Origin of the sequence: Burkholderia sp. WSM2232 (assembly GCF_000472545.1) — a bacterium.
In the GTDB taxonomy this organism is placed as follows: domain Bacteria; phylum Pseudomonadota; class Gammaproteobacteria; order Burkholderiales; family Burkholderiaceae; genus Paraburkholderia.
The window spans coordinates 33,640-56,909 of the sequence record NZ_AWZV01000024.1 but is presented as its reverse complement, the minus strand read 5'-3'; the positions used below and the strand labels follow the sequence as shown (position 1 = coordinate 56,909).

At 64.3% G+C, this 23,270-nt stretch carries 23 protein-coding genes; 13 read left to right on the top strand and 10 right to left on the bottom strand.

Annotated features, from left to right (window positions below):
* Positions 1-325 precede the first annotated feature (325 nt).
* The 3 genes from F757_RS0121545 to F757_RS0121535 all read left to right on the top strand — a co-directional run bounded on the left by F757_RS0121545 (position 326) and on the right by F757_RS0121535 (position 2,648).
* Positions 326-1,558, top strand: coding sequence for a ribonucleotide-diphosphate reductase subunit beta (locus tag F757_RS0121545; RefSeq protein WP_027213208.1), 1,233 nt, complete (start codon positions 326-328; stop codon positions 1,556-1,558).
* A gap of 88 nt (positions 1,559-1,646) precedes the next feature.
* Positions 1,647-1,973: a hypothetical protein gene (locus tag F757_RS0121540; RefSeq protein WP_027213207.1), complete on the top strand. Its 327-nt coding sequence runs from the start codon at positions 1,647-1,649 to the stop codon at positions 1,971-1,973.
* Between the two features lie 30 nt (positions 1,974-2,003).
* A complete protein-coding gene (locus F757_RS0121535; protein WP_013340543.1) occupies positions 2,004-2,648 on the top strand; it encodes a histone H1-like DNA-binding protein in 645 nt (214 codons plus the stop codon).
* 298 nt (positions 2,649-2,946) lie between these two features.
* Here the strand turns inward: F757_RS0121535 and F757_RS0121530 are convergent, their stop codons facing one another.
* From F757_RS0121530 to F757_RS0121485, 10 genes are all read right to left on the bottom strand, one after another.
* Positions 2,947-3,423, bottom strand: a complete 477-nt coding sequence (locus tag F757_RS0121530; RefSeq protein ID WP_025602222.1) for a glycine zipper 2TM domain-containing protein — start codon at positions 3,421-3,423, stop codon at positions 2,947-2,949.
* A 25-nt stretch (positions 3,424-3,448) separates the two neighbouring features.
* Complete coding sequence (locus F757_RS0121525) at positions 3,449-4,387, bottom strand: carbohydrate kinase family protein (RefSeq protein ID WP_027213206.1); 939 nt, start codon at positions 4,385-4,387, stop codon at positions 3,449-3,451.
* A 97-nt stretch (positions 4,388-4,484) separates the two neighbouring features.
* On the bottom strand, positions 4,485-4,985 hold the full coding sequence (gene tpx, locus F757_RS0121520) for a thiol peroxidase (RefSeq protein ID WP_027213205.1): 501 nt from the start codon (positions 4,983-4,985) through the stop codon (positions 4,485-4,487).
* 73 nt (positions 4,986-5,058) lie between these two features.
* A complete protein-coding gene (locus F757_RS0121515; protein ID WP_027213204.1) occupies positions 5,059-6,411 on the bottom strand; it encodes a zinc-ribbon and DUF3426 domain-containing protein in 1,353 nt (450 codons plus the stop codon).
* A 48-nt stretch (positions 6,412-6,459) separates the two neighbouring features.
* The gene (gene prmA, locus F757_RS0121510; RefSeq protein ID WP_027213203.1) at positions 6,460-7,362 is read right to left on the bottom strand and encodes a 50S ribosomal protein L11 methyltransferase; all 903 of its coding nucleotides are present in this window, start codon (positions 7,360-7,362) and stop codon (positions 6,460-6,462) included.
* Positions 7,363-7,365: 3 nt separating this feature from the next.
* Positions 7,366-8,733 carry an acetyl-CoA carboxylase biotin carboxylase subunit gene (accC, locus tag F757_RS0121505; protein ID WP_027213202.1) on the bottom strand — a complete coding sequence of 456 codons (1,368 nt, stop codon included), beginning with the start codon at positions 8,731-8,733 and terminating at the stop codon, positions 7,366-7,368.
* Between the two features lie 139 nt (positions 8,734-8,872).
* The gene (gene accB / locus F757_RS0121500; protein ID WP_027213201.1) at positions 8,873-9,352 is read right to left on the bottom strand and encodes an acetyl-CoA carboxylase biotin carboxyl carrier protein; all 480 of its coding nucleotides are present in this window, start codon (positions 9,350-9,352) and stop codon (positions 8,873-8,875) included.
* Positions 9,353-9,421: 69 nt separating this feature from the next.
* The gene (aroQ, locus tag F757_RS0121495; RefSeq protein ID WP_027213200.1) at positions 9,422-9,877 is read right to left on the bottom strand and encodes a type II 3-dehydroquinate dehydratase; all 456 of its coding nucleotides are present in this window, start codon (positions 9,875-9,877) and stop codon (positions 9,422-9,424) included.
* Positions 9,878-10,071: 194 nt separating this feature from the next.
* Positions 10,072-10,650: a TlpA family protein disulfide reductase gene (locus tag F757_RS0121490; RefSeq protein WP_027213199.1), complete on the bottom strand. Its 579-nt coding sequence runs from the start codon at positions 10,648-10,650 to the stop codon at positions 10,072-10,074.
* A gap of 9 nt (positions 10,651-10,659) precedes the next feature.
* A complete protein-coding gene (locus F757_RS0121485) occupies positions 10,660-11,313 on the bottom strand; it encodes a hypothetical protein (RefSeq protein WP_027213198.1) in 654 nt (217 codons plus the stop codon).
* A gap of 269 nt (positions 11,314-11,582) precedes the next feature.
* Between F757_RS0121485 and mpl the strand changes: the two genes are divergently transcribed.
* From mpl to F757_RS0121435, 10 genes are all read left to right on the top strand, one after another.
* Positions 11,583-12,977, top strand: a complete 1,395-nt coding sequence (gene mpl / locus F757_RS0121480) for a UDP-N-acetylmuramate:L-alanyl-gamma-D-glutamyl-meso-diaminopimelate ligase (RefSeq protein ID WP_027213197.1) — start codon at positions 11,583-11,585, stop codon at positions 12,975-12,977.
* On the top strand, positions 12,974-13,576 hold the full coding sequence (locus F757_RS0121475) for a YqiA/YcfP family alpha/beta fold hydrolase (protein ID WP_027213196.1): 603 nt from the start codon (positions 12,974-12,976) through the stop codon (positions 13,574-13,576). Before mpl ends, F757_RS0121475 begins: the two co-directional genes overlap by 4 nt.
* 219 nt (positions 13,577-13,795) lie before the next feature.
* Positions 13,796-15,913, top strand: a complete 2,118-nt coding sequence (locus F757_RS0121470) for a ribonuclease catalytic domain-containing protein (RefSeq protein ID WP_027213195.1) — start codon at positions 13,796-13,798, stop codon at positions 15,911-15,913.
* Positions 15,910-16,773, top strand: coding sequence for a shikimate dehydrogenase (gene aroE / locus F757_RS0121465; RefSeq protein WP_027213194.1), 864 nt, complete (start codon positions 15,910-15,912; stop codon positions 16,771-16,773). The genes F757_RS0121470 and aroE overlap by 4 nt, the downstream gene beginning before the upstream one ends.
* A 49-nt stretch (positions 16,774-16,822) precedes the next feature.
* On the top strand, positions 16,823-17,545 hold the full coding sequence (gene mtgA / locus F757_RS0121460) for a monofunctional biosynthetic peptidoglycan transglycosylase (RefSeq protein WP_027213193.1): 723 nt from the start codon (positions 16,823-16,825) through the stop codon (positions 17,543-17,545).
* A 956-nt stretch (positions 17,546-18,501) separates the two neighbouring features.
* On the top strand, positions 18,502-19,479 hold the full coding sequence (locus F757_RS0121455) for an IclR family transcriptional regulator (RefSeq protein WP_027213192.1): 978 nt from the start codon (positions 18,502-18,504) through the stop codon (positions 19,477-19,479).
* The gene (locus F757_RS0121450) at positions 19,476-20,594 is read left to right on the top strand and encodes a 2-dehydro-3-deoxygalactonokinase (protein WP_027213191.1); all 1,119 of its coding nucleotides are present in this window, start codon (positions 19,476-19,478) and stop codon (positions 20,592-20,594) included. Before F757_RS0121455 ends, F757_RS0121450 begins: the two co-directional genes overlap by 4 nt.
* Before the next feature lie 9 nt (positions 20,595-20,603).
* On the top strand, positions 20,604-21,284 hold the full coding sequence (locus tag F757_RS0121445; protein WP_027213190.1) for a 2-dehydro-3-deoxy-6-phosphogalactonate aldolase: 681 nt from the start codon (positions 20,604-20,606) through the stop codon (positions 21,282-21,284).
* Positions 21,281-22,057, top strand: coding sequence for an SDR family oxidoreductase (locus F757_RS0121440; RefSeq protein WP_027213189.1), 777 nt, complete (start codon positions 21,281-21,283; stop codon positions 22,055-22,057). Before F757_RS0121445 ends, F757_RS0121440 begins: the two co-directional genes overlap by 4 nt.
* A gap of 137 nt (positions 22,058-22,194) precedes the next feature.
* The gene (locus F757_RS0121435; RefSeq protein WP_027213188.1) at positions 22,195-23,193 is read left to right on the top strand and encodes an arabinose ABC transporter substrate-binding protein; all 999 of its coding nucleotides are present in this window, start codon (positions 22,195-22,197) and stop codon (positions 23,191-23,193) included.
* Positions 23,194-23,270 lie beyond the last annotated feature (77 nt).

Genomic DNA, 23,270 nt, shown 5'->3' with positions numbered 1-23,270 from the left:
GTTGAACTTCATCTCACTCGTGCGGACGAACCGGCACGCGCAGCAAGTTCGCAACCGGCAGCAGGTTCAGTAGACAGCACACGCACTGCGCAACACAGATAGATAGAGCAGCGAAACGATGCTTGAACACGTTGCTCTTCGAGTTCGCGAAGTACCTCGACGGCACACGTTCAACACGCCTCACATGAGGCGATGCACACACATCGTTGAACAAAGTGTTGTATGAACGTAGCAACGCGAATCGAAAACAGGATTTTTCGTGAGCGGACTCTTTTATCGCTCGTGAAAAGATGGTACAAACCGTTCTAAATTGATGGTGACATTTATGCTCAACTGGGATGACGAGATCACTGCCGTAACTCCCTCGAGCGCTACGCAACCGAACGTGTTGCGCAACGCTGCGGGACCGGCTGTCGGTTCGCAAGTCGGAACGCGTTCCGCTCCTCATGCTCCCTCGGCTCAAGACATCTTCGCGAACGACATCGCTGTCGCTCCCGTTGCTCCAATTGCTCGCGCTGCTGGAACGGCTGCCGTTTCCGAGGCTCGGGTCAATGTCGCCGACAAGCGCATCATCAACGGCCAGACCGACGTCAATCAGTTGGTGCCGTTCAAATACAAGTGGGCTTGGGAAAAATATCTGGCTGGTTGCGCCAACCACTGGATGCCGCAAGAAGTGAACATGTCGCGCGACATCGCCCTCTGGAAAGACCCGAACGGGCTGACCGAAGACGAGCGCCGCATCGTCAAGCGCAACCTGGGCTTCTTTGTCACGGCTGACTCCCTCGCCGCCAACAACATCGTGCTGGGCACCTACCGCCACATCACGGCGCCCGAATGCCGCCAGTTCCTGCTGCGCCAGGCGTTCGAAGAGGCGATCCACACGCACGCTTACCAGTACATCGTCGAATCGCTGGGTCTGGACGAAGGGGAAATCTTCAACGCGTATCACGAGGTTCCCTCGATCCGCGCGAAAGACGAATTCCTGATTCCGTACATCAATGTGCTGACCGATCCGGGCTTCAAGACCGGCACGCTGGAAACCGACCAGACGCTGCTGCGCTCGCTGATCGTCTTCGCCTGTGTGATGGAAGGCCTGTTCTTCTACGTCGGCTTTACGCAAATCCTGGCGCTGGGTCGCCAGAACAAGATGACCGGCGCGGCGGAACAGTACCAATACATCCTGCGCGACGAGTCGATGCACTGCAACTTCGGCATCGACCTGATCAACCAGATCAAACTCGAAAACCCGCAACTCTGGACGGCTGAGTTCCGTGCGGAAATCCGCGAGATCTTCCAGCAGGCGGTCGAGCTCGAATATCGCTACGCAGAAGACACGATGCCGCGCGGGGTGCTCGGCCTCAATGCGTCGATGTTCAAGAGCTATCTGCGCTTCATCTGCAACCGCCGTTGCCAGCAGATCGGTCTCGATCCGCTGTACCCGAACGAGGAAAACCCGTTCCCGTGGATGAGCGAGATGATCGACCTGAAGAAGGAGCGCAACTTCTTCGAGACGCGTGTGATCGAATATCAGACTGGCGGCGCGTTGACCTGGGAGTGATCCGGGTTCGAGTCGCAGATGCATTCATCGATGGGGATGCCGTCGGCCTAAAGGCTGCGGCAATTATGTTTAGGAGCTGAACCGCCTGATGCAAAGCGTGCCCGGTGCGCCGCGTGCCTTCGCGGCCCACAAACATGACTGGCACTTTGCGAACCCTTCAGTGGGATGGGCAAACTTCCCCCCGGAAAAAGCCGTCGGCGTGATCGCCGTCGGCTCGATCAAGCAATTGCCGGCGTTGCGACCCAACGCCGATGACATTTGGCGCGCGGTGCCTTCGGGCACGGCGCGCCTTACCGCATTCATTAGCGTAAGCGCGCAGCACCTGCGTACGCCGATGAATAGCCCGCTTCGTAGCGCGCGCCCTGAGAAGCGTCCGCGGGAAGCGGGTTTTGACGAAGGGTGTAGTTTGAACTGACTCTCATCTGAAAACCTGAAGGAGAAAATGATGGCAACTGCAAAGAAAGCCGCCGCTAAGAAGCCTGCAGCGAAGAAGGTCGCAGCAAAGAAGGCAGCTCCGGCGAAGAAGGCCGCACCGGCAAAGAAAGTAGCAGCGAAGAAGGCAGCGCCGGCTAAGAAGGTCGCAGCGAAGAAGGCAGCTCCGGCGAAGAAGGTAGCAGCGAAGAAGGCTGCACCGGCCAAGAAGACTGCAGCGAAGAAGGCAGCTCCGGCCAAGAAGGTAGCAGCGAAGAAGGCAGCGCCGGCCAAGAAGGCAGCAGCGAAGAAGGCTGCACCGGCCAAGAAGGCGACTGCGAAGAAGGCAGCGCCCGCGAAGAAGGCCGCAGCGAAGAAGGCCGCGCCTGCGAAGAAGGCTGCTGCGAAGAAAGCCGCGCCTGCGAAGAAGGCTGCTGCCAAGAAGGCTGCCCCTGCGAAGAAGGCTGCCGCTAAAAAGGCTGCGCCTGCCAAGAAGGCTGCTCCTGCGAAGAAGGCTGCCGCACCTGCGAAGAAGGCTGCCCCGGCGAAGAAGGCTGTCGCCAAGAAAGCTGCGCCTGCACCCGCTGCGACGTCTGTTTCGAGCGCACCGGCGGCAACGGTGAAGACCGCGCTGAACCCGGCAGCGGCATGGCCGTTCCCGACGGGCAGCCGTCCGTAACAGGACGCAGGCAGTAGAAGTACTTCGGCGCGTCGTTCGATGCGCCACGATCGGGTAGCGCTTGACGTAGTCTCGCGAGCGCTACCCGGTCATGATCCCGTTACCGTCCTTCGGCAACGGGATTTTTTTCGCCCGAAGAAAGCGTGAGCCGCGGGCGCTGCGCGTCGAGAGTCCGATGCCAACCGTGCAGCTTGGCGTCCTCTGCTAAACTCGGGGCGAAAAAAAACGCATGCACAGGGGAGGGCATGCGTGTGAGGTCGATGCGGCCGCGTCAAGCTGGCCGCTCGAGAGGGGAAAACTAGTGCGTGACGCGCGTCACGCCGCCGCTGGACAGAAGCCGCACACGCTCGCCGGCGCGGAAAATCTCGCCGGTGGAGCTCTGGGTGATCGCGCGGATGTCGCCGTTGTCGAGTCGCACTGTGATTTCGAGACCGTCGCGAACGGCGACGCTGTTCTCCACCGAGTTGCCCGCCACCGCGCCCGCCAGGCCGCCGATGATGCCGGTGACAATCGAGCCGCGCCCGCCGCCGATCGCACTGCCGGCCACCGCGCCGAGCGCGCCGCCGCCGATCGCGCCGAGGCCGCTCGGCTGACCGTTGTTCGAGCTGATCTTCACCGCGCGCACACTGTCGACGGTGCCCATGCGGACCGTTTCCTCGCGCTGCGCCTGCGACGCCGTGTAGACGTCCGCAGAGCTGCTGTTATACGCACACCCCGACATGGCCAGCGAACCGGCAATCAAGGCGGCCACTACCAGGCGACTCGTTGTTCTCATTCCCTAACTCCAATAGCTTCCGTTATTACGGCAGGTCGTACCCGAACGCCTGCTTGAACCGTTCGTTGATCTGCGCCCGGGTGGGCGCGTAGTTCTGCGGGCCCTGATGCTCGATCTTCAGCGCACCCATCAGGCTCGCAAGACGGCCGGTGGTCGCCCAGCCGAGCTTCTTTTCGATGCCGTACAGCAGGCCGCCGCGAAATGCGTCGCCGCAACCTGTTGGATCAAGCACCTGCTGCGCCTTGACGGCCAGAATTTCTTCGACGCCGCCTGCGTGATGAATCTGCGCACCGTGTGCGCCGAGTGTCACGATGAGCGCTTCGACCTTGCCGGCGATCTCTTCGATCGACCAACCGGTCTTGTTGCTAACTAGCTTGGCTTCGTAATCGTTGACAGCTACGTAAGTCGCAAGTTCAATCATGCGCCGCAATGCAGCACCGTCGAAGAGCGGCAGACCCTGGCCCGGATCGAAGATGAACGGCACGCCCGCCGCCGCCAGGTGCTCCGAATGCTGCACCATGCCGTCGTAGCCGTCGGGCGCGACGATGCCGAGCGTGATGCCCTTCGCTTCGTCCGCGCGGTTCAGGTGCGACTGCATCATCGCCCCCGGATGGAACGCGGTGATCTGATTGTTCTCGAGATCGGTGGTGATCATGGCCTGCGCCGAGTAGGTGCCTGGCACGATCAGCACGTTTTCCGTCGACAGCCCGAGTTGCCGGAACCGGTCCATGTAGAGCTGTGCGTCGACCTCGCCGAGCGTGCCCATGATGCGCGCGTCGCCGCCGAGCAGATTCAGCGAGTAGGCGATGTTGCCCGCGCAGCCGCCGAACTCGCGGCGCATGGTCGGCACGAGAAAGCTGACGTTCAGGATGTGGACCTGCTCCGGCAGGATGTGCTCCCGGAACCGGCCTTCGAAGGTCATGATGTTGTCGTAGGCGAGCGAGCCGCAAATCAGCGTAGACAAGGCGAGCGTTCCTGTAAAAAACTATGGAGAAATCGGACGGAAGATGCGACAGCGCCGCGCGTGAAGCGCGGCGCCGGAGTCTTCGTACGCTTGGGTTTTACTTCAGCGCGGCAAGTGCTGCGTCGTAGTTCGGTTCGTTCTTGATTTCGCCGACCAGTTCCGCGTGAACGACTTTGTCGTTCTCGTCGATCACCACAACGGCACGCGCCGTCAGACCCGTTAGCGGCCCGCTCGTCACGTCGACACCGTATGCCTGCGCGAACTCATGGCCGCGGAAGGTCGAGGCGGTCACAACGTTCTCGATGCCCTCGGTCGTGCAGAAGCGCGACGCGGCGAACGGCAGGTCGCCCGACACCACGATCACCGACGTGTTGGTGAGCTTGGCCGCGGCTTCGTTGAACTTGCGGGTGGAGGTCGCGCAAGTCGGCGTGTCGAGGCTCGGCACGATGTTCAGCACCTTGCGCTTGCCGGCGAAATCGGCGAGCGACAACGGCTTCAGGTCCTTGCCGACCAGCGAGAAGGCAGGCGCGGTCTGGCCGACCGACGGGAACGTACCGGCTACTTCGATCGGGTTACCACCCAGCGTGACTTGACTCATGTTGTTGTGCTCCGAAGGTTCGTCAGTGATGACGGTGAACGCGCCCGGTTCGAGCCGGGCGCGCAGGGATGCGTTACGGATAGAAAATCTGTACGCGGAAATTCGAGGCGACCGCGTTGCCTGTGTCGAGGCGCACGATCATGGTTTGTGTCATGTGCGGCGGCAGGCCGGCCGCGATCGGCGTGCCGGGCGGAACATAGTCTTGCGGAAAGAGCACGCGGCGCAGCGCAATGTTGTTCTGGTCATCGAGCAGCGTGAGTTCGATTGCAGGATAGGCCAGCGCCACGTTGAAGCGGTTGCGCAGCGGCATACGCAATTCGAGCTTGTGCGGCCCGTCGACCTGGCGCAGATCGGACGGCTCGACCTGCAGACCGTCTATGTCGTGCGGCGCCGTGAGCTGGCAGCCGAGTTGCGCGCACGCCTTCGCATACAGCACCTGGGTGGCCGGCAAATAGACAAGCACCGTTTCGCGCTGCCACCACGCAAGCTGCGCAAGCAGGGCGATGACGAGCAGCCCCGCCGCCACCGATCCCCCTATGATCCATGCGAGACGGCGCGGCTCGGCCGGGCGCGTTTCGCGCACCACGGGAAACGGATCGACGTCGTCGTTGACCGGATTCACCGAGAACGGCTCGCCGACCGGCGTGGCCGCAGCCCGGGCTGGTCCGCGCAGATCGTCATCGTCGAAATGCGGATGTGGATGCGTGGTGCCGAGGCCGGCGGCGCCTACGCCGGTCGTGCCGAAATGCGGTTCGTTGTCCGGAAAGCCGTGGAAACCTGCTGATTGATTGAAGACCGGTTCGTCAGCCGGCGCGCCGGCAGCGCGCCCGGTCTTGTGCCACACCCGCGGTGCCTCGTCGGCGGGCGCCTCTCTTGTCGGCTGCTCCATCGTCGGGTTTGTCGGCTCGCTTGTGGCCTCATTTATCGCCTCATTTATCGGCTCGCGTACCGGCTCGTCGTCATAAGCGAAAGGTTCGAGCGGCGCATCGGCAAGCACGGGCTCATGGTCCGCCGGTCCGATAGGCTTGGGGGCGCCGGCGGACCACTCCGGTTCCGTTGCCGCGTGGCCCGAAGCGGTGGGGACGCCGGCGCCCGTGTAGCGCGGTTGCGCCGAGACACTCTCCACGTTATGCCGGAAGCGTTCTTCGAAGAGCGGCGTGGGCCGCGGCGCCCACGGGTCCCACGCGGCGGGGCTGAAGTCCGCGGCGCCGGGCCGCGTGCCGGAAAGGGCCTCGACGGCGGCAGTTGCAGAGACGTGTCTCGCGCTCGCAAAATCGCCGCCCTCGCTGATGTCGTAGAGGCTGCTGGAGGCGTCGAACACTTCGTGACACTGCCCACAACGCACGAGCCCGCGGCGCAGCGCGAGCTGCGCCGGTTGCAGGCGGAAGACGGTTTCGCAGAAGGGGCAGCGCGTCGCCAGAAGCATATTGAGCCGGATAGCCAGGAGGCCGTTGGTTGGACAATACGCCTTATTCTAATGGCTTTCGCGGCGTGTTCCCGTTAAGCATACCCAGCCTTCGTGTTCGCGCCATACGCCAATGTCGATCCAGCGCGCGTACACCTGCGCGACCTCGTCGGCTTGGCGGGCCAGGATGCCGGACAATGCGATGCGGCCACCAGGCTTGACCTTCGACGACAGCATCGACGCCATCAGCTTGAGCGGATTGGACAGGATATTGGCGACCACGATCTCGAACTGGCCGGCGGGGCACTCGTCGGGGAGGCCGTAGGTGACCTCGGCGCGGTTGCGTTCGCTGTTGTGACGCGCCGACTCGACCGCTTGCGGGTCGATGTCGATGCCGTACACCGGGTCGGCGCCGCATTTTTTCGCAAGGATCGCAAGAATGCCGGAGCCGCAGCCGTAGTCGAGCACCGACTGCCCCGGCTTCACAGACTGCTCCAGCCATTCCATGCAAAGACGCGTGGTAGGGTGGCTGCCGGTGCCGAAGGCGAGACCCGGATCGAGTTCCAGCACGAGTGCGTTGGGATCGGGCGCGTCGTGCCACGACGGCACGACCCAGATGCGCTCACCAATCGGAATCGGATCGAACTGCGACTGCGTGAGCCGCACCCAGTCCTGTTCCTCGACTTCACGCACGGTGAAGGGCGGTGCTTCGTCCAGACCGATTTCGTTCGAGGCCGCCGCGAGCAGCACCGCCGGTTCGTGTTCCGTCGCGAGCAGCGCGATCACGCGCGAGCGCTGCCAGGCGGTGCGCTCAGGCGTGAGACCGGGCTCGCCGAAAAGCGGCTGCTCGTCGGGCGTGTCGGCGTCCGCATCTTCGACCGATACGGACAGCGCGCCCAACCCGAGCAGCGCGTCGGACAGTTCCTCCGCGTGCTCGCGTGGCAGTTCGGCGACCAGTTCCCGGTAACTCATGACTTACGCTTCTTCCGGCGCGGCCTGCTGCTTCGCGGCCAACCGGTTTTCGAGGTAGTGAATGCTCGTGCCGCCTTCGACGAACTTCGCGTCGAGCATTAATTCGCGGTGCAGCGGGATGTTCGTCTGAATGCCTTCCACGACCATTTCCGACAGCGCGATGCGCATCCGCTTGATCGCCTGCTCGCGCGTGGCGCCGTAGGCAATCAGCTTGCCGATCATCGAATCATAGTTCGGCGGTACGAAATAGCCATTGTAGGCATGCGAATCGACGCGGATGCCGGGACCGCCCGGCATGTGCCACGACGTCAGACGCCCCGGCGACGGAATGAACTTGAACGGATCTTCGGCGTTAATGCGGCATTCAATGGCGTGGCCCCTGAACACGATGTCGCGCTGACGGTAGGCGAGCTTTTCGCCGGCCGCGATGCGGATCTGTTCCTGGACGATGTCGATGCCAGTAATGAGTTCGGTGACCGGGTGCTCGACCTGCACGCGCGTGTTCATCTCGATGAAGTAGAACTCGCCGTTTTCGTACAGGAACTCGAACGTACCCGCGCCAAGATAGCCCATCTTCTTGCACGCGTCCGCGCAGCGATCGCCGATGCGGTCGATCAGGCGGCGCGCGATGCCCGGCGCCGGCGCTTCTTCGATCACCTTCTGGTGGCGACGCTGCATCGAACAGTCGCGCTCGCCGAGCCAGATCGCGTTCTTGAACGAATCCGACAGCACCTGGATTTCGATGTGCCGCGGGTTCTCGAGGAATTTCTCCATGTAGACCTGCGGGTTGCCGAACGCACGGCCGGCTTCTTCGCGCGTCATGTTGACCGCGTTGACGAGCGCCGCTTCCGTGTGAACCACGCGCATGCCGCGGCCACCGCCGCCGCCCGCTGCCTTGATGATGACCGGATAGCCGACCTGGCGGGCAATTTTCACGATCTCTTTCGGATCGTCAGGCAACGCGCCTTCAGAACCCGGCACGCACGGCACGCCGGTCTTGATCATGGTCTGCTTGGCCGTGACCTTGTCGCCCATCATGCGGATCGTTTCCGGGCGCGGACCGATGAACGTAAAGCCGGATTGCTCGACACGCTCGGCGAAGTCGGCGTTTTCCGACAGGAAGCCGTAGCCGGGGTGAATCGCTTCGGCGTCGGTGACTTCCGCCGCGCTGATCAGCGCCGGCATGTTCAGGTAGCTCAAATTGGACGGCGCCGGGCCGATACAGACCGCCTCGTCCGCGAGCTTCACGTACTTGGCTTCCTTGTCGGCTTCCGAATAGACGACGACCGTCTTGACGCCGAGTTCGCGACAGGCGCGCTGGATACGCAGCGCGATCTCGCCACGATTGGCAATGAGGATTTTTTCAAACATAGCGGGTTTTCGACTCATCAGTGGGCGCCGGGTTGTTCACAACACCGGCTGCCTCAGAGGATCGGGCGCGCGCTCCGTGCAGCGGGGCGCGACGGGCGCATGGGCGGCATGCGCGCAGCAAGGCGCGGTGCGCGCTGCGTTAGCCGACCACGAACAGCGGCTGGCCGTATTCGACCGCCTGGCCATTTTCGACGAGGATTTCCTTCACGACGCCGGACTTGTCCGACTCGATTTCGTTGAGCAGCTTCATGGCTTCGATGATGCAGATCGTCTGGCCTTCCTTGACCGTATCGCCGACCTGGACGAACGGATCCGCGCCCGGCGACGGCGCGCGGTAGAACGTGCCGACCATCGGCGAGGTCACCACGTGGCCTTGCGGCGCGGCTGCCGCCGGCGTGGCGGGCGCGCCTGCTGCCGGCGCTGCGGCCAAAGCTTCGCCGCCGTTGGCCGGTGCCGTTTGCGGGAACTGCTGCGGCGCGTACGAAGCGGACGGTTGCACGTAAACCGGCGGCGCATTCTTGACGATGCGGACCTTGCCCTCGCCCTCGGTCACTTCGAGTTCGGAAATGCCCGACTCCGAGACGAGGTCGATCAGAGTTTTCAGTTTACGTAGATCCATCAGAAGCCCCTTTCAATGCATGGAAGTGCCGACGCGCGTACGGCCGGCGCAAATTAGAAGTGTTGTTGGTCAGGCTCGCGACGAACCGGCGGCGAGCCGGTCGAGCGCGAACTCCAGTGCGTACAGATAGCCCTTCCAGCCGAGGCCGCAAATCACGCCCTCTGCCTGGTCGGACAGATACGAGTGATGCCGGAACGGCTCGCGGCGGTGCACGTTCGATAGATGAATTTCGACGAACGGAATGCCGACGCCCGCGAGAGCGTCCCGGATGGCCACACTGGTGTGGGTGTAGGCGGCCGGGTTGATCAGGATGAAATCCGTCTTTTCGGTGCGAGCCGCCTGGATGCGGTCCACAAGCGCGCCTTCGTGGTTGCTCTGGAACGACGCGAGTTCCACAGCGGCGTCCGCGGCACGATCGGCGAGCGCCTGGTCGATCTGCGGCAGAGTCACGCGGCCGTAGACCTCGGGTTCCCGGGTGCCGAGAAGATTGAGGTTGGGGCCGTGGAGTACCAGCAGTCGCGTCATGGTCGCTTCTTTTTCCGTGGAATTGGGCGCACTTTAGCGCTGATTAGAGAAACTTGTCTAGTTTCATGCACGGACAAGCCGCTGTGGGCGCTCTCGCGACCTGTGGGCGGCAGCGCAACTTCTTCCAATTTCGGCTGATCTCCGCGCAATCTGCCGCGATTGGGCGGCCTGCGAGCCCGCAAAGATTGTGAAATCTACAGCGCGTCGAGCATTTCTTTCATCGCTTTGGGGTCAATCTGCCCTAATTTTGTCGAGCGTATCGCCCCCTTGGCGTCGATAATGACGGTAAACGGCAAGCCTCCCGCCGTGTCGCCAAACGCCCGCGCAAGCTCTGCGCCGCCGAACCCCGTCACATAGACCGGGTACGCAACCTTCACTTTCTGCAAGAAATCCTGCACGTTTTTTTCCGAATCGACGCCAAGACCGACGAACTGGATCCCTTTTCCCGCGTATTCGTGTTGCAGTTGCGACAGCGCCGGCATTTCCTCGACGCAAGGGCCGCACCACGACGCCCAGAAGTTGACGACGATTGGCCGCCCTTTGAGCGCAGTTAGCGTTTGCGGCTTGCCATCGGGCGAGGTGAGCGCCGTGGACCACAGTTGAGCGACTGGGTCCTCTTTGTTCGACGACGGGGCCGCATGCGCGAGCTCGGTTACGCCGTCCTGGCTCGCTGCGCCGCCGCCTCCCCGGCCCAGCCAGTGATTGGCCAGCACGCCGCTCGCGGCAGCGATCACGGCGACGACTGCGCCGATAAGGATCCGTCTGGTGTTCATGATGCGTATCTAATTAGTGGAAGGTGCAACGCCGCTGCTATCCAGAAGCGACTGGACCGCCTGCAGATTGGCGCGCGCAGTGCGGCCGCGGGCGTCGGCCCTGACCGCGCCGCGCAGGTCGTCCGATTCGTAGAGCGCCACGTGAACGCCGACCGGCTGCGCGTCGCGGGGTTCGTTCGCCGACCGCCACAGGAAGCTCAGCGTCTCCACGTACCCGCGCCCAGCGAAATGGCGCGTCTCCGAGACGTCGTACTGGATGTTCGCGTTCAGAAAGTAAATGGCGACTTCTTTCGGGTTGTCGCAGAACACCTGTAGGTGAATGTCGGAATGCTCGCCAGCCGTGCCGCCGAGTACCGCGCCGGTCAGATACGGGTTGAACGGCGCGAGCCGCTCCATCCATTCCACCGCGATGCGGCGCAGGCGCCGCAACAGCACCGGCTGACTGTCGCCCTGAAAGAGCGACTGATATTCGCGAATTTCTTCTTCGATCTGGTCGTTATCGGGCAGCCATTCGCCAGCAACGCGGCTTTCCCCGACCACCTGCCGGGCCGCTTTGCGCTTGGCCGTTGCATAGTCGAGACCGTCTTCGGCGATCAGGCGCGCGGCGGCGATCGCGATTTCCTCGCGCACGCGCTGCGGATCGAAATGTGATTTGCGGACCATGCGTCCATCATACTAGAGATTGATGACAGCCTTTTCCGGCGACCCTGGCCGGCTGCCGGTGCGCGCCGGGGCGGGCGAGCGCGCTTAGGCGTTCGGAAGGCGTCGGTTACAATAGCGTCCTTTGCGCGCAGCCCTTGCGGCTGCCCGCTCACCTCGCATCCCTCACAGGAAAGCGCCGGCCGTCGGGGTTTTTCTGCCCCTCACGGGGTCTGGCGAAACGCCAGGGAAGGGACACTTCCAGGAAAACGCCCGCGCGGCACGACAGGCTTATGCACATCCACATCCTCGGTATCTGCGGCACGTTCATGGGCGGTCTCGCGGTCCTCGCGCGCGGCGCGGGCCACACGGTGACGGGCTGCGACGCCGGAGTGTATCCGCCTATGAGCACGCAGCTAGAGGCGCAAGGCATTCGGCTCATAGAGGGCTACGACGCGGAGCAACTGAACGGCCTGAACGCCGATCTGTTCGTGATCGGCAATGTGGTGTCGCGCGGCAATCCGCTCATGGAAGCCATTCTCGACCGCGGTCTGCCCTATGTGTCCGGTCCCCAATGGCTGGGCGAGCATGTGCTGAATGGCAAGTGGGTGCTGGCAGTGGCGGGCACGCACGGCAAGACCACCACCAGCTCCATGCTGACCTGGCTGCTGGAGGACGCCGGTCTGAACCCCGGCTTTCTGATCGGCGGCGTGCCGCTCAACTTCGGCGTCTCGGCGCGGCTCACCGATTCGAGCTTCTTCGTGATCGAGGCAGACGAGTACGACACCGCGTTCTTCGACAAGCGCTCGAAGTTCGTCCACTACCGGCCGAAAACGGCCGTTCTGAACAACCTCGAGTTCGATCACGCCGACATCTTCCCGGATCTGGCGGCGATCGAAACGCAGTTTCATCATTTGATCCGCACCGTGCCGCGTATTGGACGGGTCGTCACTAATGGTCGCGAAGACGCGCTCGAGCGGGTCCTGACGCGCGGCTGCTGGAGCGAGGTGGAGCGCTTCGGCGTGCAGGGCGGCTGGGAAACACAGCCTGCGGAAGACGGCGTGCCGGTCGACGAACGCTTTGCGGTGTACCACAACGCCGAGCGTGTGGGCGTCGTCGAGTGGCAAGTGCAGGGCGAACATAACCGCATGAATGCGCTCGCCGCGATTGCCGCCGCGCGCCATGTCGGCGTGCCGCCGGCGCAGGCGGCCAGGTCGCTGGCGAGCTTTCGCAACGTGAAGCGCCGCATGGAAGTGCGCGGCAGCGTGGACGGCGTGACTGTATACGACGACTTCGCTCACCACCCGACCGCCATCGCAACGACGGTGGCCGGTTTGCGCGCGCGCGTGGGCCGCGACAATACGCGCATTCTCGCGGTGCTCGAGCCGCGCTCGAACACCATGAAGCTTGGCGTCATGAAGCAGCAGTTGCCCGCCAGTCTCGCCGATGCTGACCTGGTATTCGGCTACGGGGCACCGAGCGGCCGCGACGCGCTCGGCTGGAACCTGGGTGAAGCCCTTGGGCCGCTCGGCAACAAGGCGCAAGCCTTCGACAATTTCGACGCGCTCGTCAAAGCCGTGGTGCACGCGGCGCGCCCCGGCGACCAGGTTCTGGTGATGAGCAACGGCGGCTTTGGCGGCGTGCACCAGAAACTGCTCGACGCTCTCTCCGCACGAGGCGCCCAGTGATTCTTTATCTGCACGGTTTCCGTTCTTCGCCCAATTCGTTCAAGGCGCGCCTCCTCGCGGCGCGCCTCGTGGAACTGGGCCGCAGCGACGAATGGTGCTGCCCGATGCTGCCGGTTTCGCCGTTCGACACCGTGGCGCTCGCGGAGTCGCTGGTGGCCGCCGCCGGCACGCAGCGCGTGACGGTAATAGGCAGTTCGCTCGGCGGCTACTTCGCCACCTATCTCGCGGAAAAGCACGGCTGGCCCGCGGTGCTGCTGAACCCGGCGGTCGTGCCGCAGCGTGACCTGAGCGCGTATCTCGGCGAGCAGCCGTTGTGGCACGGCGGCGGCAGCATAGTCGTCGAGCCGCATCATCTTGACGAATTGCGGGCGCTCACCGTGACAACCATCACGCGTCCGGAACGATATTATTTGCTGGCCGCGACCGGCGACGAAGTGCTCGACTACCGCGAAATGCTCGCGCACTACCCGGGCGCGCGCACTACGCTGATCGAGGGCAGCGATCACGCGATCAGCGAGTTCGCCGACTATCTCGACGACGTGCTGGCGTTCTGCGACGCCGAAGACGTCGAGCCACCGGCACCGCGCGAGGCTGCCTGAACCAGGCCGCAGCGCAAGCATGACCGGCGCGCTTTGCCGGCGCAGCCAACCGGCCGCGTGGCCGGCGCGGTCCGGAAACACGCAGTCCGACAGCGGCAGCGCAAGCGCCGCGGGTCATCAGATTCATGCCGCATGCGCGCCTCGCGCGGCGGATTCATCATCACGAACACGTTGCGGTGCCGCGCACGCCGGCGCATGCAAGTCAGACGAGAGTATTGAGTGAACGTTTTCTTTGAGGAATCGGGCAGTTTCAAGGCCGGCAGCGTGCTGTCGCGCCAGGGCGATGCGTTTCAGGTCGAGTTGCCGGGCGGCCGGCGCGCGAAAGTGCGCGCCAAAGACGTGCTGATCGAATTCGAAAAGCCGAGCGCGGCCGAGCTGATGCAGGAGGCCGACGCCGTCGCGCAGGAAATCGATCTGGACTTCCTGTGGGAATGCGCGCCCGACGACGAATTTCCCTTCGCCACGCTCGGCGCGGAATATTTCGGCGAGCGCTTCGGCGCGACTGAGCGCGCCGCGCTGGTGCTGCGCATGCATGGCGCGCCGGTCTATTTTCGTCGCAAGGGTCGCGGCATGTATCAGCGTGCGCCGCAGGAACAGCTGAAAATGGCGCTCGCCGGTCTCGAGCGCAAGCGTCAGCAGGCGCTCGTGCAGCAAGGCTACGAGGAAGAGCTGAAAGCCGGCCGCTTGCCCGAGGCCTTCACCGGCAAGACGGCGCTTTCGCTGCTCACGAAGCCGGACAAGAACACCATTGAATACAAGGCGCTGGAAGCGGCGGCGGCCGCGCGCGGCATTTCGCAGGCGCGGCTCATGCTCGAATGCGGCGCGATTCCTTCGGCGCGCGCGTTGCACGAGGCCAAATTCCTCGCCGAATTTTTCCCGCACGGCACCGGCTTTCCGCCGGTCACGCTCGGCGGCTTGCCGGACGACCTGCCGGAAGCGGCCGTGCAGGCGTTTTCCATTGACGACATTACCACCACTGAAATCGACGACGCGTTTTCCGTCGAGCATCTCGCAGACGGCCGCGTGCGGATCGGCGTGCACATCGCCGCGCCGGCGCTCGGCATTCAGCGCGGCGACGAAATCGACGCCATTGCGCGCGCGCGTTTGTCGACGGTCTACATGCCGGGCGACAAGATCACGATGCTGCCCGACAGCGTTGTCGACGCGTTCACGCTCGCCGAGGGCGGCCTGCGCCCGGCGCTGTCGCTGTATGTGATCGTCAATCGCGAGACACAGGAAATCGTCGCGAGCGAAACGCGCGCGGAGCGCGTGTTCGTGAAGAACAACCTGCGTCACAACACGCTCGACGAACTCGTCACCGAAGAAGCGCTCGCCGCCGGCACCGGCGACTATCCGCACAAGGAAGATATCGCGGTGTTGTGGCCGTTCGCGCAGGCCCTCTTCGAAAAGCGCCAGGCGGCGCGCGCGGGCTACGGCCTGCGCCGCGAAGTGCAGCGCAACACCGACTTCAACTTCTACGTGGACGGCGAGCACATCACGATCACGCCGCGCCGGCGCGGTTCGCCGCTCGATACGATCGTGGCCGAACTGGCAATTCTGGCCAATTCGTCGTGGGGCGCGTTCTTGCACGACCACGGCGTGCCGGGCATCTACCGCACGCAGCGCGCGTTTGGCGCACCGAGCGGGCCGAAGCGCACGCGCATGCAGACGAACGCCGCGCCGCATGAAGGGCTCGGCGTCACCCAGTACGCGTGGAGCACGTCGCCGCTGCGCCGCTATGTCGACCTGGTAAATCAGTGGCAGTTGCTCGCGTGCGTCCAGCATGGCGTGACCGCGAAGCTCGCTGCGCCGTTCAAGCCGAAAGACGCCGATCTCTTCGCTGTCGTGCAAGGCTTCGACGACACCTATAGCGCGTACGCCGATCACCAACGCCGCATGGAATACTTCTGGTGCCTGCGCTGGCTCAAGCAGGAAAACAGGAAGCAGGTGGTGGCGTCGGTGGTCAAGGGCGATCTGGTGCGGCTCGAAGAAATTCCGCTGCTGCTGCATGTACCGGGGCTGGGCGTGCATGCGCGCGGCACGCGTCTGCAGATGGAAGTCATGTCGATTGACGAATTGACTGTCGAGGCGTCGGTGCGTCTCTTGCATGTGCTCGATGCGCCCACCGTCACGAGCGGCAGCGAAGCGGAGGAGGCCGACGAGGGCGAAGACGACGAAATCGTCGAAGCATCGGACGAAAGCGCGGAGAGCGAAGCTGAAGCGCAAGCCGAAGCGATTGCGCCGGGGGCAGAAAATGCAGAGAACGCAGAGGACACGCCGGACGGCGAAGGCACCAACGCCGCCACCGGGCAGCAGATCACGGAACCCGGACGATGAGCGGCATTCACACAAAAGACCGCTATGCGGTGATAGGCAATCCGGTCGGCCATAGCAAGTCGCCGTTCATACACAGCCGCTTTGCCGCGCAGACGGGCGAGCCGGTGGAGTACGGCGCGTTGCTCGCGCCGGTGGATGCGTTCGTGCCGCATGTGCGCGCGTTTATCGAAGCGGGCGGTCGCGGGCTGAACGTAACGGTGCCGTTCAAACTGGACGCGCATGCATTCGCCGACGTTTTGTCGCCGCGCGCGGCCGCTGCCGGCGCGGTGAACACCTTGCGGGTCGATTCGAACGGCGTCTACGGCGACAACACCGACGGCTTCGGGCTCGTGCGCGACATCGAGGTGAATCTCGGCGTGCCGCTCACGGGCGCGCGCATTCTGCTGCTTGGCGCGGGCGGCGCCGCGCGAGGCGTGATTTTGCCGATGCTCGAGCGCGGGCCGCATACGCTCACCATCGTTAACCGGACGGCGCAGAAGGCCGAAGCGCTGGTCGACCAGTTCGCGCAAGCCGCCGCCGACGCCGCATGCCGTCTCACCGGCGGCAATGCGCGCGCCATCGAGCCTGGCGCCTACGACGTGATCGTCAACGCAACCGCGGGCAGCCTGGAAGCGTCGTTGCCCGAATGCGACGACGGCGCGTTCGGCAGCGGCACGCTCGCCTACGACATGATGTACGGCGCGCATCCGACTGTGTTCATGGAGCACGCGCAGAAGCTCGGCGCGCGCGGCGCCGACGGTCTTGGCATGCTGGTCGAGCAGGCCGCCGAATCGTTCTATGTCTGGCGTGGCGTGCGTCCCGACGGCGCGCCCGTGCTCGCGGAACTGCGCGCACTGCTGAAGGCACCGTCGCACGCCTGACGCGCCCGGTTGGCAACACCACTGCAATCACACGAGACCCGACATCACGATGACAGCTACGCGGCGCGCAAGCCGGCCAGGTCCGGCGCGATGGATCGTTTATCTGGCTGCCGTGCTGGTGTTCGCGTGGCTCGCGACGCAGCTTTTCTACTTTGCGCAGATTGCGGTGTGGAACTATGTCAATCCGCGCTCGACGGCTTACATGCGTTCGGACGCGTGGCGCCTGTCGCGCGAGAGGCCCGATCTTTCGATTCAGCGCACGTGGGTGCCCTACGACCAGATCTCGCGCAACTTGAAGCGGGCGATCATTGCTTCCGAAGACGCCAACTTCGTCAACAACAACGGCTACGAAACCGACGCCATTCTGCAGGCCTGGGAGCGCAACAAGGCGAAGGGCAAGATAGTGCGCGGCGGCTCGACCATCACGCAGCAACTTGCGCGCAACCTCTTTTTGTCGCGTGAGAAGAGCTATATCCGCAAGGGGCAGGAGCTGATCATTACGTGGATGCTGGAAACCTTGATGGACAAGGAGCGCATCTTCGAGATCTACCTGAATTCCGTGGAGTGGGCCAATGGCGTGTATGGCGCCGAGGCGGCGGCGCGTTATTACTACAAGACGTCCGCGAGTGCGCTGAGCGCTGCGCAGTCGGCGCGGCTCGCGGTCATGCTGCCGCAGCCCAGGTATTTCGATGAGCATCGCGGATCGAAGTATCTGCAGCAGAGGGCTCGGGTGATCGCGCGCAGGATGGGGGCGGCGGAATTGCCCGACTAGGCGGGCGGCGTTTTGCTTTTTTGGCTGTTGACCCCGTTGGCCTTTCCTTGAATTCACGGCGGTCTATTGGCGTTGCCCCTGTGCGGGGCGGCACTTACTTTCTTTGCCGCCGCAAAGAAAGTAAGCAAAGAAAGCGGGCTCACACCGCCAGCTCATAAGTGGGTCCCCCGGACTGGAAGGGGCAGTGGCGCATCTGGAATCCGTCTTCTCGCACATTCCGCCCCGGTGACAAGGCAGTCATTCTTCCGGCGACGCTTCGCGCGCCGAAGCGGTCGTTCTGAAAACCGCCCTCCCTTCGCTGTCTATTCCCCTTTCACATCGTATTCGGCTCCCTGATCTTTCGTTTGCGCTGCCACGATTGCCCTCGCGAGAAGGGCCGCGTGTGTTTGCCGGTTTTCGCGGCGGGCCTTCGGCTCCGTCGCGAAAACGGAGTGATCGGTTGTGAGCGGACCGTCCCGACGAGCACATTGTGCGAGGCGGGAAGTATGACTGCCTTGTCACTTGGGCCGAATGTGCGGGGGCACGGATTCCAGATGCACCACTACCCCCTGCAAGCCGGGGGCCCCACTTATGAGCTGGCGGTTTGAGCCGCTTTCTTTGCCTACTTTCTTTGCGGCCGCAAAGAAAGTAGGTGCCGCCCCGCACAGGGGCAACGCGAATAGACCACCGCGAATTCAAGGAAAGGCCAAGGGGGTTAAAACGCCAAGCCCACGGCAACAAAAAATCCCATTATCTGACCACCACAATCACATATTGGAGATTTCCAAAAAACGGCCCTACAATCGGCTCCAACAAGCAGACACGCATCTGCAACAGCAAAAAAACCCGGAGACAAAGCCAGCCATGCCTCACCAAACCACCCGGCAGCATCCCCGCGCCCACAACGCCGCGCGCCCCCAAGGCCCGCTCTCCGGCCCCGCGCTGTAAGCGCAGAACCCCCCGAAAAGCGAATCGCCATGAACAAAGCGATGCCTCATCACGCCGAAGGCGCGGCCGAAGCCGATCTGGCGCCGCGCGCCGAGCCCGCAGCGAGCGCCGCCCCGCGTGCGGTACCTTCCGCCGCCAAAGCGCCGCGTGCCGCCGCGCAGCCCGCCGTCGTCAACGAAATCGCGCTGCCAAGCACGCTGCTCGACATCACGCCGCAACAGGCGGGCACGCAGACGCTCCTGCGCGGTCTCGCGATTCTCGAGGCGGCCGCCGCGGGCGTACGCGATCTGCGTACCTTCGGCGCGGCACTCGGTACGACGCGCAGCACCACGCATCGGCTGGTCAGCAGCCTCGTGCAGGCGCGTTACCTGCGCCAGGTGCAAGGCGGTTATCTGCTCGGTCCAAAGCTGATCGAACTCGGCACCATCGCGCTCGAGCAGATGCCGCTTACCGCCGTGGCTCGCCCGCATCTGGAATCGCTCGCAGAACAGACACTCGACACCATCCACCTCGGCGTGCGCGACGGCGACGACGTGCTCTACATCGACAAGATTCCCGGCACGCGCGGCCTCGAAATGCGCTCGCGCGTGGGTCACCGCATGCCGCTCGCGTCGACGGGAATCGGCAAGGCCATGATGCTCGACCTCAAGCCCGAGCTCTGGCAGTCGCTTTTCGACGCGTCGCGCCGCGCGCTCGCCAGCGTAACGTTCAAGCCCGATAACCGTCCCGACGCGCAGACCTTCATGCAGCGCATGACGAACTACGCAGCCGGCGGCTATACGTTCGACCTCGAGGAAAACGAAGCGTCGATCCGCTGCGTTGCCGCGCCGGTGCGCGATGCAACGGGCGCGATCGTCGCGGCGCTCTCGGTGGCGAGCACGATTCCCTATATGCCGCTCGAACGCATGGACGAACTCATTCCGGTCGTGCAGCGCGAAGCACGCGCGATTTCCGAAGAACTCGGCTGGCGCGCCCCCCAACCTACAACCCGCAGGATCAAGCGATGAAACAGGCGGGTTCGCCCACACCGTCGGACGCGCAGCTTGCAGCCGGCGCTGACGGAGCCAACACAGCGGCCAACGCAACAGCAAGCGCCGCGCAAGCCGCGCGCCACGCGGCACTGATCGCGCTCGACTGGGGCACGACATCGCTGCGCGCGTATCTCTACGACGCGGCCGGCAACGTGCTGGCGACGCGCGCGTCGACGGCCGGCATCATGAATTTGCCGCGCAGCGTGGAGCAAGGCGGTTTCGACGCGGCTTTCGAGGACGCCTGCGGCGCATGGCTCGACGCCGCGCCCGGCACGCCGGTGATTGCCGCGGGCATGGTTGGCAGCGCGCAGGGCTGGCTCGAGGCGCCTTATGTCGAGGCACCGGCCAGCGCCGACGCGCTGGCGGCCGGCATCGTACGCGTGCAGGCGGCTTGCGGCGCGACGCTGAACATCGTGCCCGGCGTGCTGCAACGCGGCGAGCTGCCCAATGTGATGCGCGGCGAGGAAACGCAGATTTTCGGCGCGCTAGGCGACGATCCCGCGGCTGCGGACAGCGGCAAGCCGGCGCTGATCGGCTTGCCAGGCACACACGCCAAATGGGCGATGGTGCAGGCGGGTCGCATCGAACGCTTTCATACATTCATGACCGGCGAAGTGTTCGGCGCACTGCGCGAACACACCATTCTCGGCCGCACGATGGTCACGCCCGATCGTCCGGATTCCGAATCGTTCCTGCGCGGCGTGGACATCGCGCGGAACAAGGGGCAGGCGGGCGTGCTCGCGACGGTCTTCAGTTCGCGCACGCTGGGCCTCACGGGGCAGCTTTCGCGCGAGCAGCAGCCGGACTACCTGTCTGGCCTGCTGATCGGACATGAACTTGCCGGCCTCGAAGCGGTGCTGGCGCAGCAACACCTTTCGCTCGCGGGCCAGAGCCTGCGCCTGATCGGCAACGAAGCGCTGTGCGAGCGCTATCGCGGGGCGCTTGCGCGGTTCGGCTGCACGCAGGCCCAACTGATCAGGCAGGCGACGGAGCGCGGCCTGTGGCGCGTCGCCTCGCAGGCGGGGCTCGTCAAGCCGGCCGGCCACGCGGCCCGTGCCGGCCACGCGGCCGCGCCGACCTCCACGAAATAGGGAACCGACATGCAACCTCACATCAATCTGCCCGCTCCGTACATGCCGCATGCGGGTCTGATCGCGGCGTTCGAGGCATGTCCGCTGATCGCGATCATGCGCGGCGTGACGCCAGTGGACGCCGCCGAGCACGGTCAGGCGCTATATGAAGCCGGCTTTCGCATCGTCGAAGTGCCGCTGAATTCGCCGCAGCCGTTCGACAGCATCGCCGCGATCCGCAAGACGCTGCCCGCCGATGCGATTGTCGGCGCGGGCACGGTGCTGCATCCGGATTTCGTTCGCGACGTGAAGTCCGCGGGCGGCGAGCTGATCGTCATGCCGCACAGCGATCCGGAAGTGGTCATGGCGGCCAAGGCGCAAGGCATGGCCTGCGCGCCCGGTGTTGCGACGCCGACGGAAGCGTTCATCGCGCTGAAGAACGGCGCCGATGTATTGAAGATGTTCCCCGCCGAGCAGCTCGGCTGTCAGGTCGTGAAAGCGTGGCGCGCGGTGATTGCCGCCGAGGTGCCGCTCGTGCCGGTCGGCGGCGTCACGCCGGACAACATGGGACCGTTTCTCAGTGCAGGCGCGAATGGCTTCGGGCTCGGTTCGGCGCTCTACAAGCCGGGGCAGAGCGCGGCCGTGACCGCGTCGCACGCGAAGGCGTTCATCAACGGTTTGCGTGTGGCGCGCGCGGGTGCGAAGAAATGACACGGCTCGCCGGCAAAGTCGCACTTGTCACCGGCGCCGGGCGCGGTATCGGCGCGGCCATCGCGCTTGCGTTCGCGCGTGAAGGCGCGGCCGTGGCACTTGCCGAACTCGACATCGAGACGGCGCGGCACACCGCTGAAGAGATCCGCGCGGAGACCGGCGCGCGCGTGCTGGCCGTGCACACCGACGTCACGCAATCCGCGTCGGTTCAGCACGCGGTGAGCGAAGCGCAAGCCGCGCTCGGACCCGTCGACGTGCTGGTCAACAACGCGGGCATCAATGTGTTTTGCGACCCGCTCACGATGACCGACGACGACTGGCGCCGCTGCTTCGCGGTCGACCTCGACGGCGTCTGGAACGGCTGTCGCGCGGTGCTGCCGGGCATGGTGGAGCGCGGCGCGGGAAGCATCGTGAATATCGCCTCGACGCATGCGTTCAAGATCATTCCGGGCTGCTTTCCGTACCCGGTCGCGAAGCACGGTGTGATTGGCCTCACGCGCGCGCTCGGCATCGAGTACGCGCCGCGCAACGTACGCGTGAACGCCATCGCGCCGGGCTATGTCGAGACCCAACTGGCGCGCGACTGGTGGAACGAACAGCCCGACCCGGTCGCGGCGCGGCAGGCCACGATCGATTTGCAGCCGATGAAGCGCATCGGCCGACCGGAAGAAGTGGCGATGACGGCGGTGTTTCTCGCCTCGGACGAAGCGCCGTTCATCAACGCCACGTGTATCACCGTGGACGGAGGCCGCTCGGTCCTGTACCACGACTGATTCACGACTGAATGACGAGCGGAAAGAATAACGCAGCACAGTTTCACCGGACGACGCGCTGGCCGCGTGTGTCACAACCGGTACAAGAAGACGCGGCCGATACCTTCTCGTTATCAATTAGTCAGGAGACACGCAACATGAAACGCAGAATTTTCCTCACGCTGGCAGCAGCGGCGGCGGGTGTGCTCTTCAACGCACCCATCGCGCAAGCCGCCGACCCCGTCAAGATCGGTTTTCTCGTGAAGCAGCCCGAAGAACCGTGGTTTCAGGACGAATGGAAGTTCGCCGAAATGGCCGCCAAGGAGAAGGGCTTCACGCTCGTGAAGATCGGCGCGCCGTCGGGCGAAAAGGTGATGAGCGCAATCGACAACCTGTCGGCGCAAAAGGCTCAGGGCTTCGTGATCTGCACGCCGGACGTCAAGCTCGGACCGGGCATCGTCGCGAAGGCAAAGGCCGACGGCCTGAAGATGATGACCGTCGACGACCGGCTGGTTGACGGCGCGGGCAAGCCGATCGCGTCGGTGCCGCACATGGGCATCTCGGCGTACAACATTGGCAAGCAGGTCGGCGACGGCCTCGCCGCCGAGATCAAGAAGCGCGGCTGGGACATGAAGGACGTCGGTGCGATCGACGTAACGTACGAGCAGTTGCCGACCGCGCATGACCGCACGAGCGGCGCGACCGACGCGCTTCTCGCCGCCGGCTTCCCGAAGGCTAACGTGATTGCCGCGCCGCAAGCGAAGACGGACACGGAAAACGCGTTCAACGCCGCCAATATCGCGCTCACCAAGAACCCGCAGTTCAAGCACTGGGTGGCCTACGGCCTGAACGACGAAGCGGTGCTCGGCGCGGTGCGCGCAGCGGAAGGCCGCGGCTTCAAGGCCGACAACATGATCGGCATCGGCATCGGCGGTTCGGATTCGGCATTGAACGAGTTCAAGAAGCCGAACCCGACCGGCTTCTTCGGCACGGTCATCATCAGCCCGAAGCGTCACGGCGAGGAAACCTCTGCGCTGATGTACGACTGGATCACGCAAGGCAAGGCGCCGCCCCCGCTCACGCTGACGACCGGCATGCTGGCCACGCGCGCGAACGTCGGCGAAGTGCGCGGGAAGATGGGCCTCGCTTCCAAGTAAGCACGGTGCAATGAAGTGGACTGCCGGCGCGGCGCTTTGCAGCGCGCGCCGGCAACAGCAAAGATCGACAGAGGAGG